We start from the raw sequence: 17,412 nt of genomic DNA, 5'->3' as shown, positions 1-17,412 counted from the left end.
TTGTGGTATAATATATTCAGTTGTCAGGGGGGGGTTGTTCCCTCCTTTTCATTTACTAATTTTTTTTAAAATCAAAAAAGCTGCAAGTAGGTTGCAGCTTTTTTACACACTAATTTTTTACGCATTCATTTAAAAAGAAATATCCGTGATGAAATGGATAAGTTTTACAAAAAAATGATGACTATTGGCGAGTTAGAAACCAAAGCCAATTTCGAGTACAACAAAAAAATATTATTGCTACTCGCAAAACTAGATAGCAAGAATAAACTCACTGTAGATGAACTAGAAACATTTTTTGAAAAATATGAGTTCAATATTAACGAGTTAATGGAAAATTTTAAAAATGAATATGAGCCAGATGAAATTAGTAATATTGAATACGCTTGTGATGATTTAAATAGAGAAATAAAACGTAATCGGGTAGAAGAAGTTATCAATCATTCTTTGACACTATCGAAATTAATCTTGCGAAATGATAGAATCAATAAATTATTTGAAACTTTTAAAAAAGAAAATATTGACTTAAATAATTTACGTCTTAATAAAAGCAATGATAATGAAGTACCAGATAAAATCATAAGCAAGTTAAAATTGATTAAAAATAAAATCGAATCAAGAACAGACGAACACAATGCAAGAATAAGTAAATTGTTTTCGGACTATGTGTTCGAAAACAACTTAATTAATTTAATTGGTTTAACTACAACAGCACGCCAAATTATTAATCCTAGAAAAAATTCATTGCTAGAACCTAAAGAATTATTTTTACAATACCCGGTTTATATGACAATTGTGGACGAGGTGTCGAAAAGTAATACTCTGGAAATTATTAATTCATGTATGTTGTCAGAAAAAATATTACTGGCCGGAGATTATCGCCAATTACCACCTGTTCTTGATTTTGAGACGGGTTCAATTTTACAAGAACATATTGAAAGCACTGATATTGCTAAATTATTAGACTCATTCCCGATAATTAAAGAGTTGAGACCTAAATCAATCGATTATGACAATAATAAATTCCAATATAAATGATTTTTCTCGGACGAAAATATAAAAGAACTAATCAATGAACTTAAACATCCGTTCTTTAAATTTAACGCACTTAAATTGAAGAAAAATAGTCAAAATAGCACTCGTTACAGCAACAATTTCAACAAATATTTTTATACATTTTTAACTGAGCAACATCGATTCAATGAAGATATTCAAAAGTATGTAAATGTCAACTATGATCTTGATGAAAAGTTAAGTACACCGAACAAAAATACCACTCCTTATTTAATTAACTATAGATACGAGGAACAAAAAATTAAAAAACCAGTTGTTATATACGACACAAGTTATATCAATGAGAATTTTTACAATAAAAAAATACGCAATACAAATATTTCGCATACCGTTGTGGCAAATGATTTTAAAGCGTTTGACCAAACTACGACATTTGATAGCAACAAAACCACAGCTTCAGCAGTCAATGAATATAATGCCTTTGTAATCAGTGAAATTGTCTCTAATATTATTTTGAATAATTCAGATGGACAAAAATTTGACTTAGAAAAAATCGGAATAATCTCTATGACTCGTTCTCAAAACTCAATTATAAGAGAGTATTTAAAAGAAAAATTAAAAGAATTGAAAACTAAAACAATAAATCGTATCAAAGTCGACACAGTCGACAACTTTCAAGGTCGTGAAAAAGAAATCATCATTGTCGATTTTGTAAGGGCTAAAGGTATGTTTAAAGACGGCAATTTACAATATAGAGATAAAAGAAATTATGACTTTTATAAAAGCGCTGAACGTATTAATGTTGCTGTTTCAAGAGCAAAACAATCTCTAATTTTAGTCGGTGCCTTTGAGGAGTTAAAAGATTTATCATTTAATGTATCATCATGAGATGATAACAATAAAAAAATAGTTAATGATCAAAAATGAATATTGAAAGAATACTTAGAAATTGCACAAGATGAAGATACATATAGAAAGGCTTACTAATGAGTGAAAAATTCAATGCAAAATTATTAATTCCTCAGATCAAAGTTCCCTTTGAAGCCAAATTTAAATCCGTGCAAAAGTCTAATGATATTCAAAACATTATTATTTTATTCTTACTATATGACTTTGAAAAATACCGTGAATTAACAGTTAAGGACTTTTTAAAACAAATTACCAAAATAGATCGAGATTCGCTTATGGATTTTTGTTTGAGCGAGTTCCAATATTTATTGGATAACAAAATAATACTATCTAATAATTTGACTAATTTAACTATTACTGATACAGCTGAATTATACTTATACCAACTTGGTAAAGACGATAAAATAATACATCCATCAATTGCAAGAGAATTTGATAAGGATAATTTTGTCAGTTTAGAGTCTAAGAGTGAAGCAAAAAATCTAGTATTCTACAAAAACTTATTGAGTTTAGAAGAATCTATTGAAAACATGAATTCGACAACAAGCGAAATAAATGTCAGTGATTACCGTTACCTTGATGTTAAAAAGATTTTTGACACAACATATCTTAAGCTTTTAGAATCAACTCTTAAAGTTTATTTTGAAGATAATTGGGATAAAAACAAAGTTTTTGTTGATTTTAATGTACACGGCAACGAAAAAGATGAATTTTTGCAAGAAACTGAACGTCTTGAATGATTCGAAGATGAATTTAGTTTTACCATAAATGAAAATAAAGTTATGGCCAGTGACTCTAAAACCTTAGATTTTTTGAAAAAAGTCAGTGGTTTAGAATTAGACGAAGAAGTACAAAAGGAACTAGAAATCAATAAAATTATTGAAAAAATACTTAATATTGATAGTGTTAATGGGCAAATGAATAATTTTAAATACACAGAAAAAATATCAAAAAATGATTTTTCATTAGCTTTCAACGACGAAATAATCAATAAAAAGTGAACAAAGGAAGAAAAAGAATTCCACTCGCTTTTTGCTAAGTGGGTCTTAATTAAACCAGAAAAAAAGATGAAATTAGTGTATCTAAGTGATTTTGATGTTAATTTTTACAATACTAAAGCACGTGTCATAGGTTTTGATCAACAAGAAACAACGATTGCTAAATTACTGAACAATAAAGTTAACTTTGAACCAGAAAAAATGAGTACTTTTACCGTTCGCTTATTAATTGAGAATTTAGAAGCAATTGTTGGTATGGAAGGATTCAAAGACTGATTATTTGCTAATATTGATGTTATTGAATCATTGCCGTTTTCTGATGTTAAAAAAATAATAAGCGAGCATTACATTGATGATTCGGAAGAATTGATCACTATTTTGGGAAAAATTGATGAGTTAAGAAAAGGCAATATAACTCAAATAAGTGATGATTTATACAATTTTCTTCATTCTATTCAATTTACTGAATGAGAATCACTTAACAATTTAATTGGATTCAAATATAGCGAAAATAATTATCTGTTTAATGGTAAGTGAAAACCAGAACAATATATTTCTGATTTTTATCAAAAACTAAGAGATCTAAATTTATATCGCAAAACCATTGAAAATCAAGATTTTGACAAACAAGAATACGAACAAAATTTAGAACAAATTAAAGATAAATTCGAAGATTATATTGTTAAATTCGTAAAAAATATTGATCCAATTGACCCATCTCAGATTGCTGAATACAAACAATATAATAAATTGCTTAAAGACGTCAAGTCAATAAATGAAGGAAATTTGTTCGAATACAAGATTGGCTTATTGAGAAACATGAGAGTCAATTTAGAGGCCAAATTGAAGAAAAAAATTAAACAGCAACAAAGTATAGATATAGATGACAAAGCTATGATTAATGAAATGTTAAACTTACACAAACCTACTGCTGAATTAAAAAAATTAAAGTCGATTGTTTCAGATTTGCTGAATAAAGCTCATCACGATCACGATAATTCTTTCAAGAACAAAGTAAATAAAATGAGTTTATTTGAGATTGAAAATATGCAAAAAGAGATTGATAATCATTTGCAAAAGCTTGTATTAAAACCCAAAGAAATAACAAGCAAAAAAGATAAGGAGCAATAAAATGAGTCACGCAGCATTTATTAGTTTTGAAATAAACATTGAGACGGAAAAACGCGAGATTGAAGATATTAAGAAAAATCTAATTTCGCTTGCCAATAGTGTTAATTCGCAATTAGTTTGCGAAGAAATAGACAAAATAATGTCACGAGTACAGGATATTGAAAAAAGATTAGAGGCCATTGGTAAAATTAAAGGCGAAGTTGCTGACCAAGATTTTGTTAGCGAGCAAGACTTAATTGAAAAGTACAATTTGCAAAAGAGCAATTTAATTAAAACAGTCCAAAATATGACAATTGATGTCTCTTTTGATGATATTATCAATGAACGTACACGATTAATAAATGAATTAATTGTCCAAAATGGCTTTTTATCAAAAATAGTGCTTGAAAAAATGAGTGAATTACAATTGGATTTTACTCCTGAAAATTTCACTAAAGTATTATCGCAAGTCAAACAAGAAAATATCGATAAACAAAAACACTCATCTCTAAAAGAAGAATTAAAAAAATATGTTTTGGAGCAAAATGTTGATCCAAAATTAAAAGGTTCCTTACTTAACGAATTCATGTTCATTGATAATTATCAAGAACTAGCTGATTATGCACCTTATGTAAAAGAAATTTTGAATCAATATCACGAAGCCATTCATAAAAACGAAATTTATAAATCGATTTTTAAGAAATACAAATATACACACAAAAACATTGAATTTATTGTACAAACTGATGCAGAAAATAAAACAAAACCAAGATATTTGTTCATATCAAAATTTAAAAATTCAGCACTAAAAAATAATTCATTTATACTGAACTTGAATCTAGATGGTACAGTTAGTTATGATATAGGTGATTATGAAAATCACATGTGTTGAAGCTTAGCGGAAAATGTTGAGCAAGATTTAGTTAAATTTGGTTATGTAAAAAGCAAAAAAATAATTACCCGTGGCGTCTCTGGAGCACGCCCTTTAACCAGAGAAGCTAAAATGAAAGTGAATAAAACAAATGCGTAAATCTTTAAAATATTTAGAAATCAAATTAGCACAAAAAAACATTGTTTCCATTACCGGAAATGTCAATGATTTATATTCTTATACAGACGAAAATAACAATTTTATTAGTGTTGATTTAAAAAATATAATTGAAAATTTCGCTCGCCAAAATAATTATTCAAAAGCTGAATATTTTTCTCCAGGTTTTAAATTGCTAAATTTACTGGATGAAGACGGTAATAAAAATTATAAAACAATTACAGATGTAGACAATATTGACGAATTTATGCTGAAAATTGTTGAATCAACTGTTGACAACCCCGAATCAGGAACTAAACACACACCTGGTATTTATGTAATTGATTTTGCTGATAGTATTTTCAATAACCAAAACAATCAAAGTAATTATTTAGATAATTTAATTAATTTAATTTCTCTATTTTTGAATAACAATAATAAAGAGCACTATTTAGATGATTATGGAAGATTAGATAAGCAAGATAAACTTGTTTTAATAATGCGTGATTCAAATAATCTAATTCCTGATATTTACAATAAAAATATTGAATATGCTGAGATTTTTATTAAAAAACCTAATATTGATGAACGTAAAGAAATCATCAAAAACGAGTCAAAATACTTTAGAACATCCGATTCTAATGAATTAGGTGTTGAAGGCACCACCTTGAATAATGTTACCGCATTAACTGATGGTCTTAGTTGTCGTGAAATTATGCAATTTGCGCGTATCAGGGATAATAAACAAACATTTGCTAACCGCTATAATTTGACTAATTTCAATCAAAAAGAATCGCAATGGGAAAAGATTGATTACCAAAAAATTAAAAATTTAAAAAACGAATTTTCTAAAAGGGTTCAAGGACAAGACTACGCAATTAATAAAATATATAATGTTTTAACTAGCTCATTTTTAGGTTTAAATGGTGTTTTATATTCGCAATCAAAAAACAAACCTAAAGGAATTTTGTTTTTTGTCGGTCCGACCGGAACTGGGAAAACTGAAATATCTAAAACTTTAGCCGAATTTGTTTTTGGCGACGAGAAAAAACTAATTAGATTTGATATGTCTGAATATAATCATGAACACTCAGATCAACGTTTAATAGGAGCGCCTCCAGGCTATGTTGGTTACGATTCAGGTGGCGAATTAACAAATAAAGTAAAACAAAATCCTTTTTCAATTTTATTGTTTGATGAAATTGAAAAAGCACACTCTAAAATTCTAGACAAATTTTTGCAAATATTAGAAGATGGAAGATTGACTTCTTCAAAAGGTGAGTTAATTGATTTTTCTGAAACTTTTATTATTTTTACTTCTAACATCGGGACAACCGATATTAAAAAAGCGGACATTAATGATGAGCCTTTAGTGCGTCAAAAATTTATCGAACAGGTGCGCAAACATTTTATTGAAAAATTAAATAGACCTGAATTATTAAACCGTATAGGCGATAAAAACATCGTACCGTTTAATTTCATTCATAGCTACCAAATAATTAAAAGCATTGTTGAGTCAAAATTAAAAGTTTTATTTAAAGAAATAGAGAATAATTACAACGTGATTATTGACTATAGTGATGATATCGACGAATTAGTAAAACATTTAAGTAATAAAAATGATGCACTGATGGGTGCGAGAGGAATAATCAATAATATTGACGAATTATTGAGCAATAAAATCAATGAATTTTTATTCGAGAATTATGAAAAAATAATGAGCACTAAACAACAGGAAAAAATTTTATATGCCAAAATGCAAGTACTTCACGACGAAGTTGAATTAAGTTTTAAATAGAAATAGCTTCAATTATTAATTGAAGTTGTTTTTATAATTAATTATTTAGGCAATATCAACAACTTAAATAACGTATAATTTTAATATTAGCGTACTCAGCGCACTTTATTGCATAAAATGAGTAGAAAAGGATAAAAATGGGAAATAGAATACTTGAAAACATCAAAGTTTGAAAAAATGATTTATTAGATCTAACATTTAGAAATAAGGCAATTAACTATAAGACTAGCTCACTATCTAATCCATCTAGATTACAATTGATTGCGCCGTCTATGACATCAATACTTAAAACGCTTAGCGATAAAAAAACTATTGAAATAGCTAACGTATCGCTTCGTGAAGACGATGAACAAACCTCATCATATGTTCAGTATTACGATACAGAGGCACTTATTGACCAATTAGGCCAGCTAGATGAAAAATATTTTTATAGCAATACAGACGAAAAAGATCAAGCTGCCATCTTGAAAAGAATTAACAAAAAATATCAAGATTTTATTGATCAATATTCAATTAATACACTCTTTTTAAGTATTGGTTTATTGAAATGATATGATGGCGAAACAGAAGATAAATATTATTCTCCTTTAATGTTTGTTCAGACAAATTTGAGTATTAAAAGCAACGCTAAAAGCAAAGGAATTTTTTCACTTTCTTTTGATGAAGAGTCACAATTAGTGCCGAACTATTCGCTATTGAAAAAGTTAAATTATTCTTTTGGTATCAAAATCGATTTACAAGAACTTGAAAAATGTGAAACTAATCATGAAAAATATGAACTTTTAAAAGAAATGCTAACTAATAATTTTCATGATGAACGCTGAGGTTTTTTAGATTTAGTATATTTGGATACATTTAGCTTTTCAAAAATTAATATGTATGCTGATTTAGAACAAAATGAAAACAAAATTGTTGAAAATGAATTTATTAAGTCAGTTTCCAACGAAGAAACAAATGCTACTACAGAATTAGATTTAATAAATGAGGTTAATGTTGAAAGCAAAATCGATATTGCGAATTATTATCATATTTTAGATTCAGACTCATCACAAGAAGTGGCAATTCAAAGTGCTATTAAAGGCAAAAGTTTTATTTTACAAGGTCCACCCGGAACAGGTAAATCACACACGATTACTAATATTATTACTGAGTTATTAGCCAGAAATAAAAAAATTCTTTTTGTGGCGGAGAAAAAAGCTGCCCTTGATGTGGTTTACAATAATTTAAATAAAATTGGCTTAGGTGATTATTCAATTCCTATTCATAGTATTGATTTAGATAAAAAAATTATTTTAAAAAACCTTGCTGATTCATTAGAAAAAGCTGAAAAGCAAATTGTAATTGACCAAAATATATCTAATAATATGGTTAGAGATTACCAAAAAACTGTTAGCTTTTTGAGTGATTATGGTGCTCAGTTATTGAAAATAAGAAAACCATTAAACATAAGTCTATATAAATTGATTGGCCTTTATTACTCTATAAAAAATACTGAAGATTTATTGTTTTCGATCCCCGAGATCAATTCAATTGATGAAGAAAAAATTAATGATCTTAGAGTGTTAATCAATGAATTGGAAAATTATTGTGCTTATTTCAATTTTAGCGTTCAAACTAGCTCGTGATGAGGCAGCAAATGAACTAGAATTACTGAAGAAGAAAAAGAGCGTTTATTTAATAACATCAATTCACTGAGTCAAAATATTGATAATTTGTATCAAAATTTATTGCAATCACACAAATCGCTAACAGTTAATGACCAAAGATTTTGTCAAAATATTTTATATTTAAAAGATATTTTTGAAAAAACTATCAATATTGACAAATTCAACCAAAAGATCTTTGATATTTCTGATTACAGTGAAGAAATCGACAAATATAGCTTAGCTATTGAAAAAACTAACCGCTTAGAGCAATTAAAAACTAAACTAAACTCAATCTTTAAACTTGAAATCGTCAAAGAAGACCTGGTTAAATTCAGAGATTACTTTTTATTAAAAAGCAAAAGTGCATTTCGTTTTTTCAGCCCTAAATGAACATATGTTAAAAAGATAATTAAAAATTATTCCCTAACAAATGATAAGGCTGTAATTGAAGCCAATTTAAATGATTTATTAATCTTTAAACAGCTAAAAGGTGAATTGCTTGAATTAAAAAATTCAATGATAATTAAACCAATCGATTCAAGTGTTGAGGTTTTATTCAAAAATAAAGAAATGATTGAGTTGGCAAATATTATTGATGTCAATTCAAATAGGGGTGATTTTAACCTTGATAAAGTTGAATATTTCAAAACATATAACTCAGATATACGCTATAAAAACGATATTCAAAACACCTTAGCGGCAATTGATAAATTTTTGAATAATTTCAATCAAATATACACGAATTTCAATGATAATATCATTGATTTAACTCAGTTGTCAATACCACAATTAAAAGAGATGATGCACAAATTGAATAACGAAAAGCATGATCTTAATACTATGGCAATTATCAATAGAACAATCAGTGATTTAGATAAATTAGGTCTAAGTGATTTTGCTGATAAGATACTTAATTCATCAACAAAACATAAATTCATGGATATATTTTTAAAACGTTTTTATAAATTATTAGTAGACAAAATTATTCATGATCATTTTGCTCAATTTAATGACTCAAACCTTGAAACTTTTAGAGATATGTTCCTTAATGTTGAACAAAATGTAAGAAAATTAGCGCGAGTTAAGGTGGAAGCTAATTTACTCAATAATATTCCGACAAGCACAGGTCTAGGAAGTCAAAATATTGAGGTCAAAATACTGAAATCTGAAGCAAATAAATCAAGAAAAATAATGCCCTTTAAAAAATTATTTGAAAAAATACCAAATTTGTTACTTCAATTAAAACCGTGTTTAATGATGTCGCCACTTTCAGTTAGTGCCTATTTAAAAGATAGCGATATTGTTTTTGATACTGTTATTTTTGACGAGGCGTCACAAGTTAAGCCTGAAACTGCCATCGGTGCAATATACAGAGCGAAACAAGCAATCATTGTTGGAGATAGTGAACAATTGCCGCCAACAAACTTCTTTAACACAATTGAACAAGATAGCGAAGTTGAAGATTTAGAGCAAAATGCTGTTTCAATTAAAGGTTTTGATTCTATTTTAGACATGGCCAATATCTCTCTTGACACAATCAAATTAAGATGACATTATCGCTCACTTTTTGAAGAGTTAATTTATCCTTCAAATAGGGAAATTTATAATAACTTAATAACATTCCCATCCAAACTTAAACCTAAAAAATTTGAAGGTATAAACAAAATATATGTTAAGGGTTATTTCTTAGATCGTCGCAACGAAGTAGAAGCTGATAAAGTTATAGAATTAGTAAAAAATATTATTTTACAATATGGTATTGAAGCGAGTGTGGGAGTGGTTTGTTTCAATCAAGAACAACAATTATTAATAGAGCGCAAAATTGAAAAATTCAAGCACGACCAACCACGCTTTAGCGCCTTTTTCGACAGAGATAAGGTTGACAATTTCTTTGTTAAAAACATTGAAACTGTACAAGGTGACGAAAGAGAATTTATCATTATAAGCTCAGTTTATGGTCCTGATTCAACTGGCAAAATTTCAATGCGTTTTGGACCAATTAACAACGAAAATGGCTATAAAAGACTGAATGTGGCGTTTACAAGAGCCAAACGTGGTCTATTGCTTGTCACTTCGCTTAATTCAGAAGATATTGACCTAAACAGATCAAATTCACGGGGTGTTAGATTTTTAAAAACTTACTTACAAACCGCTGAATTTGGTGTTAACAAATTAGTAGACAATTTAAAACACGATGGTGATTTTGATTCGCTATTTGAACATGAAGTTTATGGAGAGTTAATCAAGCTAGGTTACGATGTGAAAACGCAAGTTGGTAGTTCAGGCTATCGTATTGATTTAGCTGTTGTTGATCCGCAAAATCCGAATAATTACATTTTAGGTATTGAATGCGATGGGGCCACCTACCATTCATCTAAGACTGCGAGAGATAGAGATCGATTAAGGCAAGAAGTATTAGAGAAAAGGGGCTGAAAAATTCACCGTATTTGGTCAACTGATTGATTCAGCAATAAAGCAAATCAATTAAACAAATTAAAAAGCATTATTGAGAATATAAAAAGCCCTATCAAATCTATTCAAAACAACGAGGAAAATCAAGAAGAATTATTTAAAGTTGTACGTAAAGCAGAAACTAAAATTGAATTTGATTCATTACCTGATTTTTGAGATGAGTTTTTGATTAAATCACAAATATCGCCTTCACATGGTGAGCAATATGCACAATCGGTGTTGGAAAAATTAATTATTAAATTTCAAGCATTGCATTTCACGCATTTGAAGAAAATTTTAAATTACTTATTTGATAGAGAAACATATTCAACGATTGTTCAATATCACGCCAATAAAATTTTCGAAGAACTCTCATATCTAGATTTTAAATGGGACGATGAATTTTTAGTTGCTCCTAATTTAGAGCCCAAAGATTTCAAATTTAAAATTAACAAAAAACGTACTCCAGAGACAGTGTATTACTACGAGTATGTTGACTTGATTACTAAGATTATGAACTCTGTTAAAATCATTGATCAATTATCATTAATGCGTCTAATAGTTTCTTACTTAGGTTATAGTTCACTAAACAAAAAAACTATGTATTATTTAATTGAAATAATAGAGAAAATGGTCGATGATAAATATTTAATTTTTGACGAACAAGAAAACGTGTATAAATCAATAAACTAGGTTAAATATTGAATTTTACCTTTATGCAAATAAATACTAACCGCCAGGTTAGTTTTTATTTAATTTCTTACGCTAAAGTGAGCTAGATAATTTAAAATTCAATCTAACATTAATGGTAAATATCTAGTTTTGAGTAAAAATATACACAAAAACATGTAAAAATTACCTGTTTTTCGACTTGCTAAGACAAAAATCTCTCGTTTTTTTTTTTTTTATATAATCGTTTCATAAAATAAAGGAGAAAAATGAACAAGAAGAAACTATTGTTAACAGCGATTTCAATACCATCTTTTTTGCCTATTGTATCGACTGTTGCTTGTGGCAAAACTGCTAACGAGCAAGAAAATAATGGTGGAAAATCTGAAATTGATCCACAACCAAAGCACCAAATCGAGTATAAAACCAAAACTATAACATTGGCACCAGGAAGTGCGGGCGAAGATGACAATGCGTCATTTTTAGACGAATTGCGTGCAGTTAGAACACTAGGTGATGAATATAATAAAATTGCATTGAATATTAATTTAGGTAATAAAAGATTTAGTAAAACATTATCACGTGATGATTTCAATAATTTAATTTTACCAATTGCAGATCAAACAATCACTCTTTCTTTAGATGAAAGTGGCGAAAGAGAACAAATAGAAGTTTTATCACCAACAAATAAAGATGAACTTGATGAAACTGCGTCTTTTTTAAAAACTGAGTTTAATAATTATCGTGTTCCTGAATCATGATTTGTAGGTAAATTAGAAAAATTAGTTCGTGCAGCGGACTCAAAATTTGTTAAAAACGGAAGAGTTAGTCGTCAAAAAGCTATCGAAACTAACAAAACTGCAGAATATGATGCTGTCGTGAATGAAGTAAAAGAATTTTTAAAACAAAACGCTTTATTGGCTTTTGCCGATAATATCGATATATCTGAATTTAATTACAATAAAAACGGCGGTTGATCATTAAAAATCAAATTGCGTTTAAATGACATCGAAACTGACTTTATCAAACTTGACTTTCAAAAACCTAAAAACTCAAGTCAAAGTGAAGAAGAAATTAAAGCAGAGAATAAAAAACTAAGCTTTACACAAAAAATTAAATCAAAAATTAATGAAAAAATATTAGAGTCAAATTTTGCTACAAAACTTTTAAATAAACTAAAAGTATTTAAAATAGCAATTCTTATTGACGATAATAAACAATTTTCAGCATCAGCTGCCCGTATAATGAGTCCAATTGCGACAGTGCTAGTTAAAAAAGCTGTTCCAATATTACCAAGATTTTTAGTTAAAAAAGTAGTTGATAAATTAGTCATTCCTTCATTGACAAAATTAATAGCCAAAATCGAAACAAAAGCACAATCTAATTTGAGTTAAGTATTTTTGCTCGATTTTGATAATAAAATAAAGCCTAAACACCGTAATCAAAGTTACGGTGTTTTAAATTATTACAATTTTAGAAAAACTTCTTATTAACTATAACAATTGATTGAATAAAATCAATGTAACAGGATATATTGAAGCCGTTAAATTTGAGTCTTGCTCTCGATTTATTTTTAGTCTATACCTAATATTTATTTTATTTATTAGACAAGCAAACGCAAATGTGATAAATTTATTAGTATGAATAAATTAGTAATAGTAGAGTCACCAAATAAAGTGGCTACGATTAAAAAATATTTAGGTGACGAATACGAAGTTATTGCTTCGGTTGGTCACATCACCAAACTTTCAACCAGATCATCAGGCGATATCGTTATGGGTATAAAAATTAATGAATGAGAGCCAGTGTATATTCTTGATTCAACCAAAAAATCAATCGTTAAAAAACTTACTAGTGCTGTTAAAAAAGCAAGCGAAGTTCTAATTGCAACTGACCCCGACCGTGAAGGCGAGGCAATTGGCGATCACTTAGTACATTTTTTAAAATGTGAAGACAAATATAAACGTATCAAATATAACGAAATTACCAAGGACGCTATTTTAAATGCAATTGAAAAACCTTTAAAATTAGATGAAGCCTTAATTGACGCGCAAAAAGCACGTCGTATGTTGGATAGAATCATTGGTTTCAAATTAAGTAAATTAATGAAACAAAAACTATCAAATTCACCAACTAAACCATCAGCAGGACGTGTACAATCAATTGCACTAAAATTAATTGTGGATCGTGAAAAATTAATTGAAGCATTTGTGCCACGCAAATACCACAAAGCCAATGCACAATTAAGTTCTGATTTAAAAGCAGATTACTACAACGAAAAAAATCCAAGTGGCGAAAAAGATTGAATTTATACAGAAGAAAAAGCTGAAATAGCCAAATTAATCCTTGCTCAACCACAATCATTAATCGTGAGTGATATTAAGCAAAGTCAGAAAAAAATGCCAACTATTACACCACTTAAACAAGCGTTTTTATATAAAAAATCACCATTTTCTTCGCAATCAACACAAAGAGCAGCCCAAAGTCTATATGAAGGGTATGGCGATGGTGGTTTAATCAGCTATCCACGTACAGATTCAACGAGATTAAGTCAATACTTTATTGATAATGCTCGTGAGTATATACTAAATAAATATGGCTCAGAGTACGTAGCAAAAGACATTAAAGGTTTTTCAGGAGATCAAGACGCCCACGAGGCAATTAGACCTACCGATATTAGTTTAACTCCTGAAATGGCTAAAGAAAAATTTACTTTAAATAATTACGACTACCAAATTTATAAATTAATTTACGAACACACTTTACAAGCTTTAATTACACCACCTGTTAGAATGTCAAAATCATATACATTTGACAAAAATGGTGTCAAATTTAGACTGGCAACAAGCAAAATTTTATTTAATGGTTATTATGTAGTTAAAGGTGAAAAAGAAGAAATAAGCGACCCTAATTATGAATTGAATCAAGTTGTTGATGTCGCAAAATTCGAAATCACCGATCACCAAACTAATCCACCGGCTAGATATAGTGAAGGTTCTCTAATTGAAGCACTAGATAATATTAAAGTTGGTCGTCCTTCAACATTTGCTTCTACAGTAAAAATTGTTTTAGATAGACAATATGCCGAAAGTATCTCCGGTGCGCTAAAACCTACTGAATTTGGTCGTATAGTTATTGATAAATTAATTGATGCATTCCCTAAAATTATTGAGGAAAATTATACAGCTAGAGTTGAAGAAGAATTAGACTTGATAGCCCAAAGTAAAACTAGCTTAAAACCTGTTATGCAGGATTTTTGAGAAAGATTTAATAAGGTTTATGATGAGGCCGAATTGAATATGGAACATACACAAATATCGTATGAATATGCCAACGAAATTTGTCCTTTAGATCAAGGCGATTTAATTATTAGAACCAATCGTTTTGGCAATAAATTTATTGGCTGCAAAAACTTTCCAAATTGTAAATTCGCTAAAAATTATGTCAAAGAATAAAATTATGTCTCACTCGAGACATTTTTATTTTAAAACGTATGCAAAGTGGGTTTAGGTTTTAAAATATTTCATAATATGAGAGCTTCACGAGTTAAATTTCATTATTTTTTGATTTTCACTTAGCCACTTTTGAAAATTTTTCATATTTTTGCAAAATTTGTTTTTTAATTCAATGGTATATAATAACTTATTCTCTAAAAGTAGAGATCTATCAAATAACGAGCCAAAAGCTTAAATCTACATATATTATTTTGTTAAGTTTTTTAAAAAAATGCATATAGGCAATCTAATCAACTAAGATTAGATATTTTTAAAAATAACTTGTTAAATCGTGCTCTGATATAAGCGTGTAAAAATACTTAATCACATTAAGTTGTAGGAGTTCGAAACGAGTTTTTATTTGTTATTTTGTGTTAGAATTTAAGCTAAAATACTTTTATAAGAGAATATTTTTAAAAATATTTATTAGCAAAAAAAAAAAAAATTATAATACGTAAAACTGAATATAGTTAGAAATTAATATAAATAGCATCACTTTTTCTAACTAGAAAGAGGGAAAATGAAGAAAAAGATTTTAACAACTCTTGCCACCGGAGCGGTTGCGACGACTACTACTGTAGGTTTAATTGCGATCCTAGAAGCAAGATTAGAAAAAGATATATATCCACAAATTAAACCGGAAGCTTTACTTAAAAAAGTTGGTGAAGTTACTGCTGATGACATAGTTTTTTACTATAAAGATAAAAAAATTGACCCACAAGATTACGGGGTTACTATTTTGTCATACGGTTATAACGACGTTAACGGAGTTGGCGTAGCTGATGTTAAATACAACTTTACAGGTAAAATTAAAAGAAGAGATATCAGTTTAGACTTTGAAACTACTGGTTTTAGAACAGCGAAAGACGATTTGAACGATTCTAATGTTGTAGGATTGGGCGATAAGGATTTAACAGCGGCACACTTTAGCGAAAAAATAAACGAACTAAATCAAGAAGCGGGACAAGATCAAAGCAAATTGCTAAAATTAGCAAAAATGTTAATTGGCAATATGTTAAATCAAGATCAATACGACTATCATTTTAGTGATATCACTTATGATGAAAACGAAAATGTAACATTCCGTGTAAGAGCGACTTACAAATTAGAGCCAAAAGATAGTTTTGAACGTGAGATAAAAATCCCTGCATCTAAATTTTTAGCCCAAAAAACACACGAGGAAAACTTAGCTAATGATTACAAAAAATTAAGCGATGAAGTTGCCCAATGAATTAATGACAATTTAGGTCCTGAAAAATACTCGCGCGACATTAAAAAACCACTAGAAAAAGTTAAAAAAGAAACAGATAGCCAAGCCTTACCAAACAAAGCTAATCCACCAGCCGAAAAAACAATTATTGCAGCACGTAATCAATTACAAAAAGCATTTGACAAAGCAAAAGTTGACAAAGCTATTTTTGATCTTGAAGAAAAGCAAGCTGAATTAAAACACTATGACATTAATCATTTAGAAAATAACCCTAATGCACGTCGTGTTATAAAACATGCATTAGATAATTTTTCTCGTTCAAACATTTCGCCTGAAGATGTCGAAAACGTCCCAACATACAAAAAATTTATTCAAAAATTAGATGATGCTTTAACAACAGCTAAACAAATCCAAGCTGCTAAAGAAAAATATGATGAAGAATTAAAAAATAAATTCCAACCAGAACACTTTGGCATTGATAACGAAACAAAAGACGAATACGAAAATGCAGTTCAAAAGATAGTTAACGACTTAAATGAAGCTCAACAACAAGAACTAACTCCAGAGCAAGCAATTGAAAAATACGAACAAGCTCAACAAGCTCTTAGCGATTTAAAAACACGTTTCAATGATAGACGCCAAAGTGCAATCGATGAATACGAACAAGCACTTAATGATTTAAATACTTCAAAAGAGGCTCTTCATGGCATTGATAGATATGCAAAATTAGAAAAAGACACTGAAGATTTGATTAATGCTAAAAATATAAGCGTTGATAAAGCTAACAATTATGCCAACACCACTATTGCCAATATTATTGCTCAAACTAGAGCACTAAATGAATTTAATAACAGCATTCCGGCAGCAAAAGAAGCACTAGATAAAGCCAGTGAAAACTACGATCAAGCTTTAGAACGTGTAAACAATCTTAAAAATGATCCAAAATATGCTGAGTTTAAAGCTGAACTAGAGACAAAAATTAAAGAACAAACAGATGCTATTGCCAAAAATATTACTGATAAAACCATCGATGTAGAAAAATACAACAATGCAGCAGCTGCATTGCAAGCAATTTTGATTAAAGGGGCC

At 28.9% G+C, this 17,412-nt stretch carries 8 protein-coding genes; all 8 read left to right on the top strand.

Annotation, left to right across the window (positions count from 1 at the left end; translation table 4 throughout):
- The first annotated feature begins 153 nt into the window (after positions 1–153).
- Positions 154–1,998, top strand: coding sequence for a DEAD/DEAH box helicase family protein (locus tag NXS15_RS03625; RefSeq protein WP_259290503.1), 1,845 nt, complete (start codon positions 154–156; stop codon positions 1,996–1,998).
- Positions 1,998–4,049, top strand: coding sequence for a hypothetical protein (locus NXS15_RS03620; RefSeq protein ID WP_259290502.1), 2,052 nt, complete (start codon positions 1,998–2,000; stop codon positions 4,047–4,049). Before NXS15_RS03625 ends, NXS15_RS03620 begins: the two co-directional genes overlap by 1 nt.
- 1 nt (position 4,050) lies before the next feature.
- Entirely contained in the window at positions 4,051–5,058 is a 1,008-nt protein-coding gene (locus tag NXS15_RS03615; protein ID WP_259290501.1) for a hypothetical protein, read from the top strand.
- On the top strand, positions 5,051–6,853 hold the full coding sequence (locus tag NXS15_RS03610; RefSeq protein WP_259290500.1) for an AAA family ATPase: 1,803 nt from the start codon (positions 5,051–5,053) through the stop codon (positions 6,851–6,853). The genes NXS15_RS03615 and NXS15_RS03610 overlap by 8 nt, the downstream gene beginning before the upstream one ends.
- A 137-nt stretch (positions 6,854–6,990) precedes the next feature.
- A complete protein-coding gene (locus tag NXS15_RS03605) occupies positions 6,991–11,643 on the top strand; it encodes a DUF4011 domain-containing protein (protein WP_259290499.1) in 4,653 nt (1,550 codons plus the stop codon).
- Between the two features lie 245 nt (positions 11,644–11,888).
- Positions 11,889–13,013: a hypothetical protein gene (locus NXS15_RS03600; protein ID WP_259290498.1), complete on the top strand. Its 1,125-nt coding sequence runs from the start codon at positions 11,889–11,891 to the stop codon at positions 13,011–13,013.
- A gap of 246 nt (positions 13,014–13,259) precedes the next feature.
- Positions 13,260–15,074 (top strand): type I DNA topoisomerase, encoded by a 1,815-nt coding sequence (gene topA / locus NXS15_RS03595; RefSeq protein ID WP_259290497.1) that lies wholly within the window; start codon positions 13,260–13,262, stop codon positions 15,072–15,074.
- A gap of 559 nt (positions 15,075–15,633) precedes the next feature.
- Positions 15,634–17,412 (top strand): hypothetical protein (locus NXS15_RS03590; RefSeq protein ID WP_259290496.1); only part of this gene is annotated, 1,779 nt, incomplete at its 3' end.

This window comes from Mycoplasma sp. CSL7475-4 (assembly GCF_024834065.1).
Lineage (GTDB): Bacteria > Bacillota_I > Bacilli_A > Mycoplasmatales > Metamycoplasmataceae > Mycoplasmopsis.
The sequence above is the reverse complement of the archived record's forward strand: the minus strand, read 5'-3'. Positions and strand labels throughout refer to the sequence as shown.